The sequence below is a fragment of the Bacillus sp. 3255 genome (assembly GCF_031456485.1).
GTDB lineage: Bacteria > Bacillota > Bacilli > Paenibacillales > NBRC-103111 > Paenibacillus_E.
Window position 1 is genome coordinate 33,684 of record NZ_JAVDUS010000025.1, and the last position, 18,262, is coordinate 51,945.

The 18,262-nt window shown below is 51.1% G+C and carries 24 protein-coding genes and 1 tRNA gene; all 25 read left to right on the plus strand.

What is annotated here, in order from left to right:
• The first annotated feature begins 62 nt into the window (after positions 1-62).
• The 25 genes from J2X61_RS30615 (at position 63) to J2X61_RS30735 (ending at position 18,256) form a co-directional block, all read left to right on the plus strand.
• Complete coding sequence (locus J2X61_RS30615; protein WP_274468058.1) at positions 63-287, plus strand: hypothetical protein; 225 nt, start codon at positions 63-65, stop codon at positions 285-287.
• A gap of 138 nt (positions 288-425) precedes the next feature.
• Entirely contained in the window at positions 426-1,109 is a 684-nt protein-coding gene (cmk, locus tag J2X61_RS30620) for a (d)CMP kinase (RefSeq protein WP_310193600.1), read from the plus strand.
• Position 1,110: 1 nt separating this feature from the next.
• Entirely contained in the window at positions 1,111-1,692 is a 582-nt protein-coding gene (locus J2X61_RS30625) for a lysophospholipid acyltransferase family protein (protein WP_274468060.1), read from the plus strand.
• Positions 1,693-1,843: 151 nt separating this feature from the next.
• Positions 1,844-3,148, plus strand: a complete 1,305-nt coding sequence (rpsA, locus tag J2X61_RS30630; RefSeq protein ID WP_310193604.1) for a 30S ribosomal protein S1 — start codon at positions 1,844-1,846, stop codon at positions 3,146-3,148.
• A 31-nt stretch (positions 3,149-3,179) separates the two neighbouring features.
• A complete protein-coding gene (gene fni, locus J2X61_RS30635) occupies positions 3,180-4,238 on the plus strand; it encodes a type 2 isopentenyl-diphosphate Delta-isomerase (RefSeq protein WP_274468062.1) in 1,059 nt (352 codons plus the stop codon).
• A gap of 226 nt (positions 4,239-4,464) precedes the next feature.
• Positions 4,465-4,989, plus strand: a complete 525-nt coding sequence (locus J2X61_RS30640) for a YphA family membrane protein (RefSeq protein WP_310193608.1) — start codon at positions 4,465-4,467, stop codon at positions 4,987-4,989.
• Positions 4,990-5,895: a YIEGIA family protein gene (locus J2X61_RS30645; RefSeq protein ID WP_274468064.1), complete on the plus strand. Its 906-nt coding sequence runs from the start codon at positions 4,990-4,992 to the stop codon at positions 5,893-5,895. It begins immediately after the preceding gene.
• A 6-nt stretch (positions 5,896-5,901) separates the two neighbouring features.
• Complete coding sequence (locus J2X61_RS30650; protein ID WP_274468065.1) at positions 5,902-6,081, plus strand: capping complex subunit for YIEGIA; 180 nt, start codon at positions 5,902-5,904, stop codon at positions 6,079-6,081.
• A gap of 133 nt (positions 6,082-6,214) precedes the next feature.
• Entirely contained in the window at positions 6,215-7,540 is a 1,326-nt protein-coding gene (der, locus tag J2X61_RS30655) for a ribosome biogenesis GTPase Der (protein WP_274468066.1), read from the plus strand.
• A gap of 13 nt (positions 7,541-7,553) precedes the next feature.
• A complete protein-coding gene (gene plsY, locus J2X61_RS30660; RefSeq protein WP_274468067.1) occupies positions 7,554-8,162 on the plus strand; it encodes a glycerol-3-phosphate 1-O-acyltransferase PlsY in 609 nt (202 codons plus the stop codon).
• Between the two features lie 43 nt (positions 8,163-8,205).
• A complete protein-coding gene (locus J2X61_RS30665) occupies positions 8,206-9,249 on the plus strand; it encodes an NAD(P)H-dependent glycerol-3-phosphate dehydrogenase (protein WP_274468068.1) in 1,044 nt (347 codons plus the stop codon).
• Between the two features lie 93 nt (positions 9,250-9,342).
• Positions 9,343-9,609, plus strand: coding sequence for a stage VI sporulation protein F (locus J2X61_RS30670; protein WP_274469294.1), 267 nt, complete (start codon positions 9,343-9,345; stop codon positions 9,607-9,609).
• A gap of 103 nt (positions 9,610-9,712) precedes the next feature.
• A complete protein-coding gene (locus J2X61_RS30675) occupies positions 9,713-9,892 on the plus strand; it encodes a DUF2768 family protein (protein WP_274468069.1) in 180 nt (59 codons plus the stop codon).
• Between the two features lie 18 nt (positions 9,893-9,910).
• Complete coding sequence (locus tag J2X61_RS30680; protein WP_274468070.1) at positions 9,911-10,204, plus strand: 2Fe-2S iron-sulfur cluster-binding protein; 294 nt, start codon at positions 9,911-9,913, stop codon at positions 10,202-10,204.
• A gap of 28 nt (positions 10,205-10,232) precedes the next feature.
• A complete protein-coding gene (locus J2X61_RS30685; protein ID WP_274468071.1) occupies positions 10,233-10,817 on the plus strand; it encodes a nucleotidyltransferase domain-containing protein in 585 nt (194 codons plus the stop codon).
• A 9-nt stretch (positions 10,818-10,826) separates the two neighbouring features.
• A complete protein-coding gene (locus tag J2X61_RS30690) occupies positions 10,827-11,210 on the plus strand; it encodes a 2Fe-2S iron-sulfur cluster-binding protein (RefSeq protein WP_310193616.1) in 384 nt (127 codons plus the stop codon).
• Positions 11,211-11,240: 30 nt separating this feature from the next.
• Positions 11,241-11,984, plus strand: coding sequence for a DUF3939 domain-containing protein (locus J2X61_RS30695; protein WP_310193730.1), 744 nt, complete (start codon positions 11,241-11,243; stop codon positions 11,982-11,984).
• A gap of 308 nt (positions 11,985-12,292) precedes the next feature.
• On the plus strand, positions 12,293-13,771 hold the full coding sequence (gene spoIVA / locus J2X61_RS30700) for a stage IV sporulation protein A (RefSeq protein WP_274468073.1): 1,479 nt from the start codon (positions 12,293-12,295) through the stop codon (positions 13,769-13,771).
• A gap of 246 nt (positions 13,772-14,017) precedes the next feature.
• The gene (locus J2X61_RS30705) at positions 14,018-14,290 is read left to right on the plus strand and encodes an HU family DNA-binding protein (protein ID WP_145655310.1); all 273 of its coding nucleotides are present in this window, start codon (positions 14,018-14,020) and stop codon (positions 14,288-14,290) included.
• A 153-nt stretch (positions 14,291-14,443) separates the two neighbouring features.
• Positions 14,444-14,517, plus strand: a tRNA-Pro gene (locus J2X61_RS30710).
• Positions 14,518-14,611: 94 nt separating this feature from the next.
• Positions 14,612-15,538 (plus strand): phosphatase PAP2 family protein, encoded by a 927-nt coding sequence (locus J2X61_RS30715; RefSeq protein WP_274468074.1) that lies wholly within the window; start codon positions 14,612-14,614, stop codon positions 15,536-15,538.
• A gap of 78 nt (positions 15,539-15,616) precedes the next feature.
• The gene (mtrB, locus tag J2X61_RS30720) at positions 15,617-15,865 is read left to right on the plus strand and encodes a trp RNA-binding attenuation protein MtrB (RefSeq protein WP_274468075.1); all 249 of its coding nucleotides are present in this window, start codon (positions 15,617-15,619) and stop codon (positions 15,863-15,865) included.
• A 127-nt stretch (positions 15,866-15,992) separates the two neighbouring features.
• Positions 15,993-16,526, plus strand: a complete 534-nt coding sequence (locus J2X61_RS30725) for a hypothetical protein (RefSeq protein WP_274468076.1) — start codon at positions 15,993-15,995, stop codon at positions 16,524-16,526.
• 100 nt (positions 16,527-16,626) lie between these two features.
• Complete coding sequence (locus tag J2X61_RS30730) at positions 16,627-17,496, plus strand: heptaprenyl diphosphate synthase component 1 (protein ID WP_310193622.1); 870 nt, start codon at positions 16,627-16,629, stop codon at positions 17,494-17,496.
• 19 nt (positions 17,497-17,515) lie between these two features.
• Positions 17,516-18,256 carry a demethylmenaquinone methyltransferase gene (locus tag J2X61_RS30735; protein ID WP_310193625.1) on the plus strand — a complete coding sequence of 247 codons (741 nt, stop codon included), beginning with the start codon at positions 17,516-17,518 and terminating at the stop codon, positions 18,254-18,256.
• Positions 18,257-18,262: the final 6 nt, after the last annotated feature.

Here is an 18,262-nt window from a genome sequence, read left to right on the forward strand (position 1 = left end):
AATTCGTCTCGGCATGGGCATACTACCAAGCAAAATGCCTATACGAGCAGGTGAATCTTCCAATGTCCGACGATTCCAAGTCAAAGTCCTACGAGCAGCTGTTTATCCTCTTCTCCGCCAAAGTAGAGAAGATGATCATCCGGACCGCGCTCGTTTTTTTCGTTGCGCTGCTATGCATTCAGGCGCTGCTGCAAATTCCTTACGTGCGCAAACATTTTACTCGGGTTGAACCGCTCGAGGGGAAGCCTTATATCCTGCCTCAGAACGAGAAGGGGGAGCGCTCATAGGCATACAGAATACGAATCTATTATCACGCCAAGTTTTGCATCTACCTATGTAGTGTGGTATAATTTGAATCAATTAGCAGGCAGTGCCTGCTTTTTTGTTCGTAAGGTATTGTGAAGTATGGTGGGAGGAACAGCAGCTTGGAAAAGTTCAATATTGCCATCGATGGACCTGCTGGAGCCGGTAAAAGTACCATCGCTCGGTTAGTAGCCGGAGCGCTTGGATTCGTTTACGTGGATACGGGAGCCATGTATCGGGCAGTAACATGGAAAGTACAGCAAGAAGGGCTGCAACCTGATCAAGAAGCCGAAGTGGCTGCTTTGGCAAGCCGTATGAAGATCGAGCTCATCCCCGGAGAGACAGGACAACAGGTTTTCGTTGACGGCGTCGATGTGACCAAAGCGATTCGCATGACGAACATCACCGACCATGTGTCCCGCATCGCCAGTTATGGCGCAATCCGCCAGCTGCTCGTTAAGCTTCAGCAAGAAATGGCCAGTTCCAAGGGCGTCGTGATGGACGGCCGGGATATCGGCACGCATGTGATGCCCGATGCGGAGATCAAGGTCTTTCTGACGGCCTCCGTGAAGGAACGCGCAGAACGCCGCTTCAAAGAAATGCAGAGCAGCGGGACATGCACGATGACGTTGGCCGAACTTGAACAGGATATCGCTCGTCGCGATCAATTGGATCAAGAACGAGAGATTTCGCCGCTTAGACAAGCTCATGATGCTGTGTTAATGGACAGCACCTCAATGACGATTGAAGAAGTTGTGGACGAAATCCTTGGGCTTTGCAAAGACAAAGTCGGAGGTGGCAAATAAGATGCTGTACCGCATCGGCAGGGCCTTATTTCGCTGCTTATTCACTTTATTCTTCCGCATGCGGGCAATCGGGATGGAGAATGTTCCTGCGCGCGGGGCGGTCGTGCTTTGCGGCAACCACACCAGCTTGCTGGATCCGCCGTTCTTGGGTACTCCGCTGAAGCGGAAAGTTCACTTCATGGCGAAAGCCGAGTTGTTCGACATTCCGGTGCTGGGCTCCATCATTGCGAAGGTTGGCGCTTTTCCCGTCAAACGCGGAGGCGTTAGCCGGGAATCGATACGCCTCGCCGTGCAATTGCTTCGCGATGGCAATATGTTAGGCGTTTTCCCGGAAGGTACCCGTAGCAATGCCGGGGGAATGGGCAAGAAGGGGGCTGCCAGCCTCGCACTGAAAGCTGGCGCAGCGGTCGTTCCCGTGGCCATTGTCGGCAATTATTCTTTATTTCGCCGCATGACCATCGTGTATGGCAAACCGCTGGACCTTAGCGCTTATGAAGGAGCAAGTTCGGAAGATTTGGAACTTGCGACTGACGCTATTATGAAAGAAATTCGCCGTTTACATCGTGAATATAGCAAAGCTTAAACTTCATGTATGGAAATGAAAGCTTGGAATTATACTAACTTTACAAGCGAATGGTAGTCCTGAATGTGTTTGAAACAGAGTAGAAGCTTACATACTGCTTTGTGACTCATAAATTATTTCTTGTTGGTTGTACTAAGAGGAGGCTAATCTCATGTCAGATGAAGTAAAAGTTCAAGATCAAACGCAAGAAGCGCAAGAAACAGCCGTATCACAAGCAGAAGCGGAGCATGCTATGAACAATGTTGCCGTTCTGAAGAAAGGCGCTACCGTCAAAGGTAAAATCGTAAAGGTTGACGCAGATCAAGCTTTCGTGGATATCGGTTATAAATACGATGGTGTGATTCCCGTTCGCGAGCTTTCTTCTGTAAGCCTGGACGATGCAGGGCAAGCGGTTCAGCTTGGACAAGAAGTAGAATTGAAAGTGGTTTCGATCAACGACGCCAAAGAAACTTTGGTTCTGTCCAAACGTGTCGTGGATAACGAAAAAGCTTGGGAAACATTGCAAGGTCAGCTGGACAGCAAAGAAATTATTGAAGCTTCCGTAGCGGAAGTTGTCAAAGGCGGTCTGGTTGTGGATATCGGCGTGCGCGGTTTCGTGCCTGCTTCCATGGTCGAGCGTCAATTCGTTGAAGATTTCTCTTCTTACAAAGGCCGTACACTGCGTCTGCGTGTGAAAGAAGTCGATCGCGAGAAAAACAAAGTCATCCTTTCCCAGAAAGATGTGCTGGATGAGGAGTTCGAAGCGAACAAAAAGAAAATCATCGAAGGTCTTCAAGTTGGCCAAGTATTGGACGGTACGGTTCAACGCTTGACACAATTCGGCGCTTTCGTAGATATCGGTGGGATCGACGGTCTTGTACATATCTCCGAATTGGCTTGGCACCATGTAGAGCAAGCTTCCGACGTTGTCAAAGAAGGCGACAAAGTGAAGGTCCAAGTGCTTAAGCTGGATCCTGCGAACGACAAAATCAGCCTGAGCATCAAGGCAACGCAAGCTGGCCCTTGGTCCAAAGTTGAGTCCGATTTCAATGCAGGCGACATCGTAACGGGTACAGTGAAACGCCTTGCGGCATTCGGCGCATTCGTTGAAGTGGCTCCTGGCGTAGAAGGTCTGGTTCATATTTCCCAGATCGCACACCGCCACATCGGCACGCCGCATGAAGTGCTCAAAGAAGGCCAAGAAGTGCAAGTGAAAATCTTGGAAATCAATGCAGCAGAGAAACGCATCAGCCTGAGCATCAAAGAAACAGAGGAAGCTCCTGAAGCACCTGCAGCAGCGGCTCCTTCCGCTAAGCCGGAAAGAGAAAGACAACCAAGAGGCGACCGTGACCGCGGTAATTCAGCAAGCCATCAGAAAGAAATCGCCGGCAACGAGAACGTATCCTTGAGCAACCAAGGTATGTCCTTGACACTTGGCGAACGTTTCGGCGACAAATTGTCCAAATTCAAAAAATAAGTGAGACATGGCGTTTAGGGGGACCATAGCAATGCGCATTTCACGCAAGATGGAGCATGTCCATTACGCGCTGGAGCTTGGACAATCCAGACAGCAAGGGCTGTCGGATATCAAGCTTGTGCATAACTGTCTGCCTGAGACTTCCACGGATCACATGTCATTAAAGACCCAAATCGGCGATCTCATTATGAGTTCGCCGATTTTGATTAATGCCATGACCGGGGGAGCCCAGGAGACGGAAAGCATTAACCGCGAGCTTGCCGTCATGGCGAGAGAGAAGGGGCTGGCGATGGCGGTCGGTTCGCAAATGTCGGCTATCAAAAATAGCGAGGTGGCCTCAAGCTATCAGGTTGTGAGACGCGAGAACCCGAAGGGGATCGTGTTCGCGAATTTGGGAAGCGAGGCAACGGCCGATCAAGCGTTGAGAGCTATTGAGATGATAGAGGCGAATGCGCTGCAAATCCATCTCAATGTGATGCAGGAGCTGATTATGCCGGAAGGGGATCGCAGCTTCACCGGCATGCTGAAGCGGATCGAAGCGATCGTCCATCATGCTCCCGTACCGGTCATCGTCAAGGAGGTCGGCTTCGGCATCTTGAAGGAGAACGCCAAACAGCTGCAGGACATCGGCGTGCGGATACTCGATGTCGGCGGCTCCGGCGGCACGAATTTCGCCGCTATTGAGAATGCCAGACGTCCGGCCGCCATGGAATGGCTGAACGACTGGGGAACGCCGACGAGCGTCGCGCTGCTGGAGTCGCTGACCGTTTATCCGCCTGGCGGGGTGATCGCTTCCGGCGGCATTACGAACGCTTTGGAAGCGGCCAAAGCGCTTGCCCTCGGCGCCTCAGCCGTGGGTATGGCAGGCGCCTTCCTGAAGGTGCTGCGCGAAGAAGGGGCGGATGCGCTGCACCAATTTGCAGATGAATTGCATCATGGACTTATTCTTATTATGACAGCATTAGGTGCGCCGACGATCCGCGATTTATCCCGATGTCCGGTTGTGATCATGGGCGAAACGGCGGAATGGTGCAGGGCTCGCGGCATCTCCATAACTTCATACGCAGATAGAGCGAACCAGAGTAAATAATCAAAAGATTGCCATACTAAGGATCAGGCGGTGCTTCCCTCTCATGAACGGAGGGAACCTGCAGATCCGCAGGCCGGCGGCGGCATGCGCTGCGCTTGTCTATACATAGTAGGGTGGTCAGATTATGAACTCCGGTTATTTGTCTCTCATTCTCCTTTGTATCACGCTCATCTTGTTTGCCAGCGGATGGAAGGAGCTGTACATCGGAAGTATATCGCATAAGGGAATGCTTCTTTTTTTTGTCTTATGGGTGGCAGGTTCTTACTTTTCTGTAACCTTTAAGCACGTGCATGTGCATGTCGTCTATGTGCTCGTTTTTCTCATAGCTATCGGCATTCTCGTCGTAACGCAAGGATTCATACATAAGCTGCATTTGCTATCGATCGGACTTCTGCTAGGTTCACTCCACTTTTTGCTGCAGCAGCTGCTGGCCATGGATCCGATTCTCATCGTTCGCAATTCGGATTGGGATGTCGCCCTGCTTCTCGCATTCATTGTCGTCTTTCTGCAGCGCAGCGCGCTGGAGCAGATCGCCACCCTCTCGATCGGCTATTTGCTGGGCGACATGTATCAAGCGGGCATTCATCCGGTCGGGGGCTATCACGAGTTAGGCCACACGGTGTTCCAGGATCAATGGTGGCTCTCTGTGTTTACAGCCAGAACGGTGACCATCATTCTTCAAGCCATATATAACGGCTGCAAAAGTTTCATACGGAGTTGGTTCGAGCGCAAAGGAGGCTGGCGAAAGTAAATGGATTGGTTTTATTCGCATCGTTATACAATCGGCATCGTCATCGGTGTCATTTTCGGTATTTTGGCTCGGCTTAATATGCTGAGAACGGACTACCGGCAATACCCTACGTATCCGCATGGGAAAATCATCCACATTTCACTCGGCGTTATCGCTGCCGGGCTTGGGGCGGTGGCCGTACCAGCGCTGCTCGACAAAAATTATACGGCGGTAACGTTCCTGTCTCTAGCCGCGCAGCAGTTTCGGGATGTCCGCAATATGGAGAGACAAAGTTTATCGAAGATCGATGAGCTGGAGCTTGTGCCCCGCGGGGCTGCTTATATCGAAGGGATCGCAATGGTCTTCGAGGGACGCAATTACCTCGTCATTTTCTCGTCCTTCCTGGGGTCTCTCTTCAGCATCTTATTCGCCTGGTATTGGGGAGTTTTGGCCGGTGTGCTGTCCATCTGGATCGCGAATAATTTCAAGTCGGGGAAGAAGCTGGGGGAAATTGCCGATATCGAACCCGTGCCCGTCCGGTTGGACGGTCCCGATCTCTATGTCGGTTCCATCTATATTATGAACGTCGGGCTGAAGGATAGCCAGTCGCTCATCGCTGAACACGGGTTAGGCTATCTTGTTAAGCCCAAAAATCGCAACGCTCGGGTGACTTTGGCGAATCTTGGCCAACGGCAAGCGATTCTCCACGATATTTCGACACTGTTCGGCGCCTATCGCGACGAAGGAGAGCCCGCTCTGCGTCCTATGGCCAAGCTGGATATGAATACCGGTAACCTCGGTGTCCTGCTGCTGCCTCAGGAGAAGGATCCGGATAAAACCTTCATCGCCCTGCACCGGGTCCCCGTGTTGGAAAGTGCCGTACGTATGCCGTCTGAAGCAGGTGTCAATAAAAAGAAGGAGGCTTGATGCGCGATGTCCCAGATTCTCGCTATCGTTACACTGACGAAGGATCGGGTTGGCGGGGGGGCGCCTATCTTCGCGGTGGATCAGGAAGACGACCTTCAGCGAATGGCGTTCTCGTTGGAGAAAATCCTGGATGCCAATGCCCATGATTTGAAAAACGGTACGATCATTCTGGTCAAGCACTCCTGAGCCGGCAATGTCATGATGAAATTCATAACGGAAAGTCACAAAAGAGATTAGCCAAGCCGTGTCTTTTTTGTTATGATGTAAGTTGCGTATTTTTCCATGGCTGATCATGGAATTTTGAAGGAGTGAATATGAAGTGGCTAGACCAGTGCTTGCTATTGTAGGCCGACCGAATGTCGGCAAATCCACTATTTTCAATCGGATCGTAGGCGATCGTCTTGCGATTGTGGAAGATAAACCAGGTGTTACTCGCGACCGGCTCTATGGGGTTGGCGAATGGCTGAACACCTCGTTCAGCGTGATTGACACAGGCGGAATTGAAATTGACGGCGAAGATGCGATTCTCAAATCCGTTCGCGTGCAGGCCGAGCTGGCCATCGAGGAAGCGGATGTCATTGTTTTCATGGTAGATGCCAAGGCTGGGGTGACTCCTTCGGATGAAGAAGTGGCGCAGCTGTTGTTCCGTTCCAAGAAACCGGTTGTCCTTGCGGTGAACAAAGTCGACAACCTGGCTCGTCAAGACGATATTTATGAGTTTTATGCGCTTGGTTTCGGTGATCCGATCGGCATTTCGGGCTCTCACGGGATCGGGATCGGCGACCTGTTGGAAGCGGTTTGCGCGTTGTTCCCGGACAAGCAGGACGATGAGTACGGCGAAGAAGTTATTAAATTTGCCCTTATCGGGCGGCCGAATGTGGGCAAATCCTCGATGACTAACGCCATCTTAGGTGAAGAGCGGGTTATCGTAAGCGACGTAGCGGGAACGACCCGCGATGCCATCGATACGCCGTTCGAGCGGGACGGGCAGAAGTTCGTCATTATTGATACCGCCGGCATGCGCAAGCGGGGCAAGGTGTATGAGAACACGGAGAAATACAGCGTCATGCGGGCGATGAAAGCGATCGAACGTGCGGATGTCGTACTCGTTGTAATCGATGGGGCAGACGGCATCATCGACCAGGACAAACACATCGCCGGCTATGCGCACGAAGCAGGAAAAGCGGTAATCATTGTCGTAAATAAATGGGATATCGTCGAGAAGGACGATAAAACGATGCAGCACTTTACGCAGACCATCCGCGACCATTTCCTGTTCTTAAGTTATGCGCCGATCGTCTTCGTTTCGGCTAAAACAACCCAACGCTTGCATAAATTGCTGCCGGTGATCGTTCAAGTAGCGGAAAATCATGCGCTTCGCGTTCAGACGCATCTGCTGAACGATGTGATTTCCGATGCTGTGGCATACAATCCGCCGCCGACGGACAAAGGAAAGCGTCTGCGCATTAACTATGTTACACAAGTAGCGGTGAAGCCTCCTGTCTTTGTGCTCTTTGTGAATGAGCCTGAGCTCATGCACTTTTCATACGAGCGGTATTTGGATAATAAAATTCGCGCAGCCTTCGGTTTCGAGGGAACTCCGATTCGTATCCTGAGCCGCAGAAAGTCATCGGACAAAGAATAGGAGATGTGACAAGGTGCTTACAGTTTCCATCCTAACAATCGTCGTTGGTTATTTACTCGGATCCATCAGCTTTAGTTATTTATTCGGGAAATGGTTCAAGGGCATCGATATCCGCAAGCATGGCAGCGGCAATGCGGGCGCGACCAATACGCTGCGGGTGCTTGGCAAAGGACCGGCGATCCTGGTGCTGCTTCTGGATGCCCTGAAGGGCGTTGCCGCCGTATGCCTCGGCATATGGGCGGCTCCCGGCCCGGATGATATATGGATCCGCGTACTGTGCGGATTAGCTGCGATCGTCGGCCATAACTGGCCGGTTTACTTCGGTTTCCGCGGCGGCAAGGGAATTGCTACAACGATCGGCGTTATGGCGACCCTCTGCTTCATTCCGACGTTAATTGCCGGCTTGACGGCCATTGTCATCATTGCGATCACCCGATTCGTATCGCTCGGTTCCCTTATTTTAACAGCACTTTTACCTTTTCTTATTTGGGGAATGGATCGACCGCTGCCAATTCTGTGGATCAGCATCTTGCTGTGCGCGTTTGCGATTTTGCGCCACCGGACCAACATTGTGAAGCTCGTCCAGGGCAAAGAGAACAAGCTCGGCCAGAAGCGAGCATAGACGGGCGAGAGCGTCCGCTTACATAAGTGAAGGAGTGGTAACCATGTCAAGTAAAGTATCTGTTCTGGTAGCCGGCAGCTGGGGTACGGCGCTCGCTACGGTACTCGCGGATAATGGGAAGCAGGTGCTCTTATGGTCGCGGAACGAGGAGCAAGTCCGAGAGATTAATGAGAAGCACCGCAACAGCCGCTTTCTCCCGGATGTAGACTTATCCCCGTTGATCGTTGCGACCACATCGCTGCAGGAGGCGGTAGAAGGAGCGGACACGATTATTCTGGTCGTTCCTTCATCCGGCATGCGCGATGTCGCTTCGCAAATCCGTCCTTATTTGAAGCCGGATGCGCTCTTGGTCCATGCGACCAAAGGCTTCGAAACCGGTACGCTCAAACGGATGACCGAGGTGCTTGCCGATGAGCTGCCGGATATGGACGCAAGCCGTTTCGTCGTGCTGTCGGGTCCGAGCCATGCCGAGGAAGTGATCCGCCAATGTCCGACGACCGTCGTCGTTGCCGCCCAAGATCTGGCGGCGGCGGAGGCGGCGCAGGATCTGATGATCAATTCGTACTTCCGCGTCTATACGAACCCGGATGTAGCCGGCGTTGAAGTGGGCGGGGCGCTTAAGAACATCATCGCGCTGGGGGCCGGCCTGACGGACGGACTGGGCTTCGGAGACAATGCCAAAGCGGCGCTGCTTACCCGGGGCTTGGCGGAGATCGCCAGGCTGGGTACGACGATGGGCGCCAATCCGCTGACCTTTGCCGGCTTGGCCGGAATCGGCGACCTGATCGTAACGTGCACGAGCCAGCACAGCCGGAATTGGCGTGCCGGCAACAAGCTGGCCAAGGGGACGCCGCTGGAGGCTGTGCTGCAGGAAATGGGCATGGTGGTCGAAGGCGTGAAGACGACGAAGGCCGCCTATGAACTGTCGCGCAAATACGATGTGACGATGCCGATTACCGATGAGCTGTACAAGGTGCTGTTCGAAGGGAAATCGCCGCAGCTTGCGGCGCAGGACCTGATGGGGCGCGTCCGAACGCATGAGCTCGAGGAAGTGGCCACGGACGCGCTCACAAATGTGTGGAAGTAGCCTACACCACAACCGGATTGCCCTCATACTATACCGTATAAGCTTTTAGTTCTTATCAGGTATAGGGAGGCGGCACATTTGGCAAACAAAGATATGTCCAAGGACGTATTGAACGTAGTCAAGAAGAAAACGGGTAAATCCGTATCACCTAAAGATATCGAGAGACTGGCCAGCGGTGTGAAACCTTCTACACTGCAAAGCGATGCTCAGCTCCGTCAGTTAATCAAGCAAGTATCCAGCTTGGTGAACGTGAAAGTCCCCGAAGAAACGGTGAATGATATTATTCAAGCGGTGAAGAGCTCCAAGCTGGACTCGAACAACATGCAGCAGCTGATGAATATGATGATGGGCAAAAAATAAAAAGCATGAAGGGGAGCTTGCTGCCCTTTATGCTTTTTTTCTCATCCTATGCTATACTTACTGGTGATTCAATTCGCAGATTTATACATAAGGAGTCAAAAATATGTCAAGTTTGGACAAAATGTGGGCGTCTTTCGTAGCCATCGGCTTGATGGTTGTCGCATCGTTGTTGATTTCGTACGCCAGAACGCGTACCAAAGGATGGGTCCGAGCCGTACTGTCGACCATCGCCTTTTTCCTCTTTATCCCCATTCTGTTATACATGCTGCTATCATTGTTCTAACTTGGAGGGAATTCTTGCATGCTGGAATTGAAAACACGCAAAACACAGAAAACGATAGAGCCGGATCCCGGTTTAAGCATTCTCGATCATGCCCTGAAAGCGGATGTGGAGTGGGGCTTCTCCTGCACGCGCGGGACTTGCGCCAGATGCCGCTGCTATGTCGCCGAAGGCCGGGAGCTGCTGTCGCTGCCTTCCGAAGCGGAGGAGGACCGCCTGGAGCCGGAAGAAATCGAACAGGGGTACCGGCTGGCCTGCCAATGCATCGTGAAGCAAGCAGGCCGTATTTCCGTTACGCATAAGCCTTATTTCTAACAAATAATGCCTGAAAGGTGTGGGCAACTTGGTCCTGTTGGAACCGTTATTCGAAGCGATTACGGCCATTCATACACAATTACAGCAAGTTCCTGGCGTACGCTGGCTTATCGGTGGCAGCTGCGGACTTTTGATGCATCAGGTCGATATCGGGAGAAGTCCAAGGGATTTGGATATCTATGTGGATGTGCACGATGTTGAAGCCATTCACCGCGCGCTGCAGCGCTATTCGACCGACACGCCGGCTTTCAGCCGAACACCGATCTACGCATCGATTTTGAGCCACTATCAGATCGACGGCCACCCTGTTGAGGTGGTTGGCGATTTCAAAGTGCAGGCGCTGGAGTCGTCGTATCAAGTGGAAGCGGCCTATTTATGGGAACGGCATAGCGGCCATACTGAGATCGGCGGGCAAGAGCTGCGGGTGATGCCGCTCGCGCACGAGCTGGTGTTTAACATTCTCCGCAACCGGCCGGACCGTTATGAAGCTATTTATCGAACGATGCGCCAGTATCCGGAGCAGCATATGCAGGCGTTACATGATTTGCTTGAAAGAAACAGCTGGGGTACACCGTTTCGAAGAGAATTGGATCGGTTGATAGATTCACTCTGACGGATCAGGATGAACGCAGACAAGAAGGTGAACCAGATGAATGGACCGATTGTACATTTTTGGCCGGATAACAAACAAATCGGCGTCCGGGCGGGTACGACGCTGCTGGACGCGGGGCGCAAAGCGAAGGTGCACATCCGTACGCGCTGTGGGGGCAAGGCGGCTTGTCTCATGTGCAAGGTGAAGGTGAGCGATCCCGCCGGCAGCGGACTCGCGCCGATGAATGTGAATGAGCGGCTGAAGCTTGGCTCAGGGGCCGAAGAGGGCTACAGGCTGGCGTGCCAGGCCCGCGTCACAGGCTCCGTAGAGGTGACGATACCGGAGGACCCTCTTAAGGCGGCCATTCGCGCACAGCTTGCTAGACAAGCCGCTGAGGATGACGATTTATTTTAGTAACCGAGATAGGATGATGGAATCGTGAAAATGGCAAGCTGCCTCGGGCGAGGCACATGGGTTGGGCTGATCTTGAGTGTGCTCCTGCTGCTTAGCGGATGCGCCTACCCGAAGGAACTGCGGAAAGAAAATCAGATCAACCCGGCTGAATTCATTACGGTCGTTCAACAGGCGGTTGATCTCTACCACCAGAAACACGGCGTGCTGCCGATCAAAAATAGCGATATGAGCACACCGCTCTATGAGAAATATGTGATTGATTTCGCCAAATTGACGAAAGCGAACTATTTGAGCGCCGTCCCGGCCAATGCGTTTGAGAGCGGCGGTATATTCCTGTATGTGCTCGTGGATCCGGAGACGAAGCCTACCGTGAAATTGATGGATTTATCGGCCTACCAGAGCGTAGACGACGTGCAGAAGAAGATTAATGACTACAAAGTCAGCCATAACGGCAATCTGCCTGCAGGCATCGCTATTAATGAGGCGTTCGATTATGTAGATTTCGATAAACTCGGAATGAAAGCGCCGGAGATCAAATCGGTCTATAACCGGCAGAACCTCATAACCTATCTGGTCAATAAACAGACAGGGGATGTCAGTATCGATTATGCGATGGATATTCATAAGCTGATTCAAGACAAGTCCCTTGCCGGCACACTGAAGGCGGAGCAGGATTTGCGTGAACAACTCGTGAACCAAACGCTGTTCGTCCCGATTCGCAGCGTGCCTTATCGTTGGCAGAATAGTCAGCCACTTCCGCAAGTTACCCCATAATGGCAAACCTCTTACAGGAATCTGTAAGAGGTTTTTTTCATTTTTCAGAATATCATGCTTATTCCGTTCATATATTTTTTCAGGTGTGATGAGTCTTTGATCTCTCGCAGATCAACCGTCCCTGCGCATGGTTCTATAAGGAAAGCCATATGTGCTTCATAAAATATGAGCTCCAAAAAAAAGATATGGCGCATCTATCATATTTCTATCGAAAGTACATATATTTCTTACTAGTCCAAATGAATGTACGAGTAGTCAATTGTAACCGTCTCAAGTCAGTTGACGACCAAACTGTAGGAGGGATTCTCTTGGAGAAAGTGGATATCTTTAAGGACATTGCAGAACGAACGGGAGGGGACATTTACCTGGGGGTTGTTGGCGCAGTCCGTACAGGCAAGTCAACCTTTATCAAGCGTTTTGTGGAATCTGTAGTGCTTCCGAACATTCAAAGTGAAGCGGATAGGATCCGGGCTACCGATGAACTCCCGCAGAGCGCTGCTGGCCGCACGATCATGACAACGGAGCCGAAGTTCGTACCGAACACGGCGGTTCAAATATCCGTGGCCGAAGGACTCAATGTGAATGTCCGGCTAGTTGATTGTGTAGGGTATGCAGTCGATGGCGCCAAAGGCTATGAAGACGAGAATGGCCCGCGTATGATCAATACACCGTGGTTCGACGAGCCGATTCCGTTCCAGGAAGCGGCGGAAATCGGAACGCGCAAAGTGATTCAGGAGCATTCGACGCTTGGCGTTGTGGTAACAACCGACGGTACGATTTCGGATATTCCGAGATCTTCCTACGTCCTGGCTGAGGAGAGAGTCATCAATGAACTGAAGGAAGTCGGCAAACCGTTTATCGTGATCATCAACTCGCAGAAGCCGAATGGCGAGCCGGCGCTTGAACTGCGCAGCGAGCTGCAAAGCCGTTACGATGTGCCGGTCGTTACGATGAGCGTAGCCAATGCAGGCGAAGAAGAAATGGTATCCGTCCTGCGTGAAGTGCTGTACGAATTCCCGGTTCACGAAGTGAATGTGAACCTGCCAAGCTGGGTAATGGTTCTTGCTGAGAACCACTGGCTGCGGACTCAATTCGAAAATTCCGTACGCGATACGGTTCAAGATATTCGACGTTTGCGCGATGTGGATCGAGTTGTCAGTCAATTCGCTGAATATGAATTTATCGATAAGGCTGCGCTCGCCGGTCTGAACATGGGGCAAGGGGTTGCCGAGATTGACCTCTTCGCGCCGGATGAGCTCTACGACCGCATCTTGGTCGAGGTCGTCGGCGTAGAAATTCGCGGCAAGGATCATCTCCTGCAGCTCATGCAAGATTTCACGCATGCGAAACGGGAATACGATCAATTCGCGGAAGCGCTGGAGATGGTGAAGACGACGGGCTACGGCATCGCGCCTCCGACGCTGGCTGAGATGGCGCTCGATGAGCCGGAGCTCATTCGCCAAGGCTCGAGATTCGGCGTCCGCTTAAGGGCGACAGCGCCGTCCATCCATATGATCCGCGTGGACGTAGAGTCCGAATTCTCGCCGATTATCGGAACGGAGAAGCAAAGTGAGGAGCTTGTCCGCTATCTGATGCAGGATTTCGAGGATAACCCGCTCAAAATTTGGGAGTCGGACATTTTCGGAAGATCGCTCCACTCCATCGTGCGGGAAGGCATTCAAGGGAAGCTTGCCCAAATGCCGGATAATGCGCGCTACAAATTGCAGGAAACTTTGGGACGCATCATCAATGAAGGCTCTGGCGGGTTAATTGCCATTATATTGTAAAATGAAGACAAAAAATCACTCGAAAGAGTGTTTTTTGTCGTTTTATAGCAAAAATACCCACATAAAATGGAAATCCGTACTTGAAATTGAGATCGTAGTATATTACTATGAATTTATTCGTCTGCTTTCGAAGTTCATTTAGTCTAAGAAAATCAACGTTTTTTCATTTGATCATGTATATTTTCTGAGGAAACGGTGAAAACAGGAAGTAACGGAAGTGAGAAATCTTGGGGGGAGGTGAATGGCATGAATAAATCTGAATTGATTAACAAGGTTGCTGAAACCTCTGAGCTTTCCAAGAAAGATGCAACGAAAGCGGTTGACGCTGTTTTCGAAGCGATTTCCGAAGCGCTGCAAGGCGGAGATAAAGTACAACTCGTTGGATTCGGTAACTTTGAAGTTCGTGAACGTTCTGCTCGTAAAGGACGTAATCCGCAGACTGGTGATGAAATCGAAATCCCGGCTAGCAAAATTCCAGCTTTCAAACCTGGTAAAGCACTTAAGGATGGCATTCAATAATTGCGTTTTACATACGTCCGAACGTTATATATCTACAAAGCCGTGGCCGCTAAATGCTGTCGCGGCTTTATTTATCGTTAGCAGAAAATGCCTTTACAATTCCAAAATCTCCTACTATAATAACAAAGTGAATGAGTAAGACTGAGCGAAGGACGGGGTATGGCGCAGCCTGGTAGCGCGCACCCTTGGGGTGGGTGAGGTCGCACGTTCGAATCGTGTTACTCCGATTACGAAAAGACATCGAAAGCTCGATGTCTTTTTCTCATGAAGGGCTTGTTCCATCGTTAGAATTGAGGCTAAGACATAATAGGGGGAACAGTCTTGAGAAAGTTGAAATTGAACGAGCTCGTCAAATCGCAGGATTGGACAATGTTCGGCATCATCGCCTCGATCTATTTGGTATGGCGCATCGGCGTGGTGGGCAATTGGAGCAAGGAATGCTGGATTTTACTGCTAATCTGTCTGCTTGGTGTCCGCAAGGATCAAGTAGACGTGGATTGGAAGCGCTTTTTCGTCGTCGGCATTCCTTTGCTCGGCATCTTCTTTTATTTTTATGGCTCCGGCAACGGCTTCTGGTGGCGAATCGCCAATTGGATGTTTGAGAATAACCGCCACCCGTGGCACTGGGATGCGTATATGAACGCGATTCCGCTGAATACGGGCGGGTGGGCCAGATGGATCGCGAATCCGTTCCTGGACCGGGCCATGGCGTGGATATACAACTACGGCTTCGTGCTTTCCTTATGGATTTGCATCGTTAGGAGCTTCTGGACGCGGAGCGTCAAGAAAATGCTCTCCTACGCGTTATCCGGGCACATGCTGCAATTCCCGCTGATTTTGCCTTTTTACAATTTGATACTGCTGCGGGAAGTATGGTATGTGAACCAACAGCCTGACCTGCTGCATCGTGTGTTCGCGGACCAGAACGCGCTGCTCGTCGCAACGATGAACTGTTTTCCGAGCATGCACACCTCCATCTCCTTTGCGATGCTGCTGCTGGCCCTTAGAGAGAAGGACCGCATCTTCAAAACCATGATGGTGACGTACTGCGCCTGCATTATTTTCTCGACGCTGTACTTGCAAATTCATTGGCTGATCGATGTGATTGCCGGCATGCTGTTTGCCTACGGCACCGTGAAGCTGGCGGATTTCTTGATTCGCGTCGGCGCATCCCGGATCGTCCCGGGCAAATTCAAACGATTTTACCAGCAAGGCGTACAATCGTCCTCCCAAGAAATATCCGTCTAACGCTAGTTGACTTGGGGATGCTTTTTTTGGCATCATTAGGTAAGAGATGTGACCTTAAGGCAAGAACGGAGGATGGGAATGGAAGATACGGGCAAAATGAATCAACCGAACACGAACGGCAACGAATATTTCGTCATTAAAGCCAAAGATAACGGCGTTCATGTTATTGGATTAACACGCGGCCAAGATACGCGTTTTCATCATACTGAGAAGTTGGACAAGGGCGAGGTTATGATTGCTCAGTTTACCGAGCACACTTCAGCGGTCAAGATCAGAGGCAAGGCGATCATCATGACGAAGTACGGCACGGTCGATACCGAAGAATGATGGATTATTTGCAAAAGCAGGCATAGCCTGCTTTTTTTGTTTGTACAATGGTGTATAGAGCTTGTAACACATATGCAGTGCTGCCAAGCTGTTTGGCTCTTGTCCAATGTGCTGGAGGTGCTTTGTCATGAAGTGGTCGACGCGAATTACCTTGATGATAGCGATATCGGCGATTATTGCCATTAGTTTGTCTATTCTCCCCCAATTGGATGCATCCACGGGACTGGGCGCGCCCGCGGGTTGGTCAAGCAAGCGCGCGCAGGATCTGACGGAACGTAACCTGCCGGATCTGCTCGTACAAGTGCCGCTGCAGCTGCGCATCCGCAAGGTGGAGCTGAGCGCTTCCCGCTTGTCGCTTGACTTGAGCTTGCCCCGGAATGCGGATTCCGCGACGGTTTACAGGGATTTGTATACGATTGCGCAAACGATGCTGCAAAAAACGAAAAATGTGAATCAAGTATGGGTTCGCGTTATCGATTATGCCAACGTTTCGGAGAATACGTCGGCTCAGCTTGTACTGGCCATGGTTGCCGAACGTGAATTTGGGAAGGATATGGAGAAGAGCCCCAGTGAGCTCAGCCTGATCCAGCTCGAACAAGAACTGCAGAACCGGTTTCGCATCACCTATACCTCGAAATGGCAGCAAAGATATCCGTTATAATTAGTTGTGCGTCCGCCAACGGGTTATGATATAATAATTTGAATTGAATCTTAGAGAGTGGCATGAAAGAGATTTGGCACACGGTTACGGAGGCTTTTGCATGAATTCTTATCGGATCCCAGAGATCGCCAAGCAGTACACGGAATATGATATGATCCAAATTCACACAGACTTGCCCAATTTTCCGGAGCTGCGCACGCGTCTGTTGTTTGCTTTCTTGAACGGAAACAGTAAACTTAGCTCCGCCAGTGAGTTGTATACGTTAGCAACCTCACTCGTTCAGCTGGCGCTGGACACCCACGATCTCGTCACGGCTTCCAATGATATCAAAGAGAAGAAAGCGGCGAGATCCAGGCAATTGAAAGTGCTGGCCGGCGATTACTTCAGCTCCCGGTTCTACCATCTTCTTGCCGGAGCGGGCCAAATTGACATGATCAAACAGCTGGCTAACGCGATTTGCGAAGTGAACCGGCTGAAGATGACCACGTACATGAAAATGAAGCAGTTGAAATTAACGGCAGAAGATTACATTCACCAGATGGTGGAGATTAAATCTCAGCTGTTTTTGTCATTCTCTGAGTTTATGTCTGAGGTCTATGACTCGGCGTGGCCGGATATTTTACGCAGTTATGCCAGATGCGAGCTTATTTTCGATGAAATATTCCGCATGGAATCCGCGGCGGCGTCGTTCATGGGCAGTTGGGGCTTCTGGCACATTCTGCAGCATGGTACGAAGGAAGAGCGCAAACAGCTTCAAACCGAGGACACGGATCAAGCGAAGGTGCGTACGCTGCTGCATAAGTATCATATTTCGTCGCAGCTGTACGAGATGCTGGATGCTCAAACCAAACAGCTGCAGTCCAAAGTACAGCAGCTGGGGTCGGACAAACTAATTAGTGAACTGTTTCACATAGGCGAGCCGTTCCTGCGATTTTTAGCGAAGCAGCCCAAAGTGCTGGAAGAAATTTGAGGTGACCAGACAGATGACGATGACAAAATCCAAAACTCAAGGTAAATCCAAAGAAGAATTCGTACATGCCGTCTTCGAAAGCATCGCGCCGAAGTACGATTTGATGAACAACATTTTAAGCTTTCGCAGACATAAAGCGTGGCGCAAATTTACGATGAAGAAGATGAACGTTCAGCCCGGGCAAACGGCGATCGATCTCTGCTGCGGAACGTGCGATTGGACGATTGCGCTGGCACAGGCATCGGGAACCGGCCGCATGGTCGGTCTGGATTTCAGTCAGAACATGCTCGACTACGGCGCTGAGAAAATCAAGCAAGTCGGATTGGACAAGCAAATCCAGCTGATCCAAGGCAATGCGATGAGTCTTCCGTTTGACGACAATACGTTCGACTATGCGACGATCGGCTTCGCCCTGCGCAACGTGCCGGATCTGGAGCAAGTCATTCGCGAAATGCGGCGCGTCGTCAAGCCAGGAGGACTGGTTGTGTCTCTGGAGCTTTCGAAGCCGACATGGCAGCCGTTCAAGTCGATTTATTATTTTTATTTCCAGCGCGTGCTGCCGTTCTTAGGCAAGTTGATCGCCCAGAAGTACGAACAGTACAAATGGCTTCCGGAATCCTTAATCCATTTTCCCGATCACAAACAACTCGCTGCTATTTTTACGAACCTAGGATTAAAGCATGTACAGGCTTACCCGCTTACCGGCGGAGTAGCAGCCTTGCATATTGGCACCAAGGGGAAAACGAAATCAGGGGAGTAATTCGCA

Bases quoted from the DNA above. Each gene is read 5' to 3' on its own strand.
- J2X61_RS30615 (WP_274468058.1), top strand. From the start codon at position 63: ATGTCCGACGATTCCAAGTCAAAGTCCTACGAGCAGCTGTTTATCCTC.
- J2X61_RS30625 (WP_274468060.1), top strand. From the start codon at position 1,111: ATGCTGTACCGCATCGGCAGGGCCTTATTTCGCTGCTTATTCACTTTA.
- rpsA (WP_310193604.1), top strand. From the start codon at position 1,844: ATGTCAGATGAAGTAAAAGTTCAAGATCAAACGCAAGAAGCGCAAGAA.
- fni (WP_274468062.1), top strand. From the start codon at position 3,180: ATGCGCATTTCACGCAAGATGGAGCATGTCCATTACGCGCTGGAGCTT.
- J2X61_RS30640 (WP_310193608.1), top strand. From the start codon at position 4,465: ATGCTTCTTTTTTTTGTCTTATGGGTGGCAGGTTCTTACTTTTCTGTA.
- J2X61_RS30645 (WP_274468064.1), top strand. From the start codon at position 4,990: ATGGATTGGTTTTATTCGCATCGTTATACAATCGGCATCGTCATCGGT.
- J2X61_RS30650 (WP_274468065.1), top strand. From the start codon at position 5,902: ATGTCCCAGATTCTCGCTATCGTTACACTGACGAAGGATCGGGTTGGC.
- J2X61_RS30665 (WP_274468068.1), top strand. From the start codon at position 8,206: ATGTCAAGTAAAGTATCTGTTCTGGTAGCCGGCAGCTGGGGTACGGCG.
- J2X61_RS30670 (WP_274469294.1), top strand. From the start codon at position 9,343: ATGTCCAAGGACGTATTGAACGTAGTCAAGAAGAAAACGGGTAAATCC.
- J2X61_RS30675 (WP_274468069.1), top strand. From the start codon at position 9,713: ATGTCAAGTTTGGACAAAATGTGGGCGTCTTTCGTAGCCATCGGCTTG.
- J2X61_RS30680 (WP_274468070.1), top strand. From the start codon at position 9,911: ATGCTGGAATTGAAAACACGCAAAACACAGAAAACGATAGAGCCGGAT.
- J2X61_RS30690 (WP_310193616.1), top strand. From the start codon at position 10,827: ATGAACGCAGACAAGAAGGTGAACCAGATGAATGGACCGATTGTACAT.
- J2X61_RS30695 (WP_310193730.1), top strand. From the start codon at position 11,241: ATGGCAAGCTGCCTCGGGCGAGGCACATGGGTTGGGCTGATCTTGAGT.
- J2X61_RS30705 (WP_145655310.1), top strand. From the start codon at position 14,018: ATGAATAAATCTGAATTGATTAACAAGGTTGCTGAAACCTCTGAGCTT.
- mtrB (WP_274468075.1), top strand. From the start codon at position 15,617: ATGGAAGATACGGGCAAAATGAATCAACCGAACACGAACGGCAACGAA.
- J2X61_RS30725 (WP_274468076.1), top strand. From the start codon at position 15,993: ATGAAGTGGTCGACGCGAATTACCTTGATGATAGCGATATCGGCGATT.
- J2X61_RS30730 (WP_310193622.1), top strand. From the start codon at position 16,627: ATGAATTCTTATCGGATCCCAGAGATCGCCAAGCAGTACACGGAATAT.
- J2X61_RS30735 (WP_310193625.1), top strand. From the start codon at position 17,516: ATGACAAAATCCAAAACTCAAGGTAAATCCAAAGAAGAATTCGTACAT.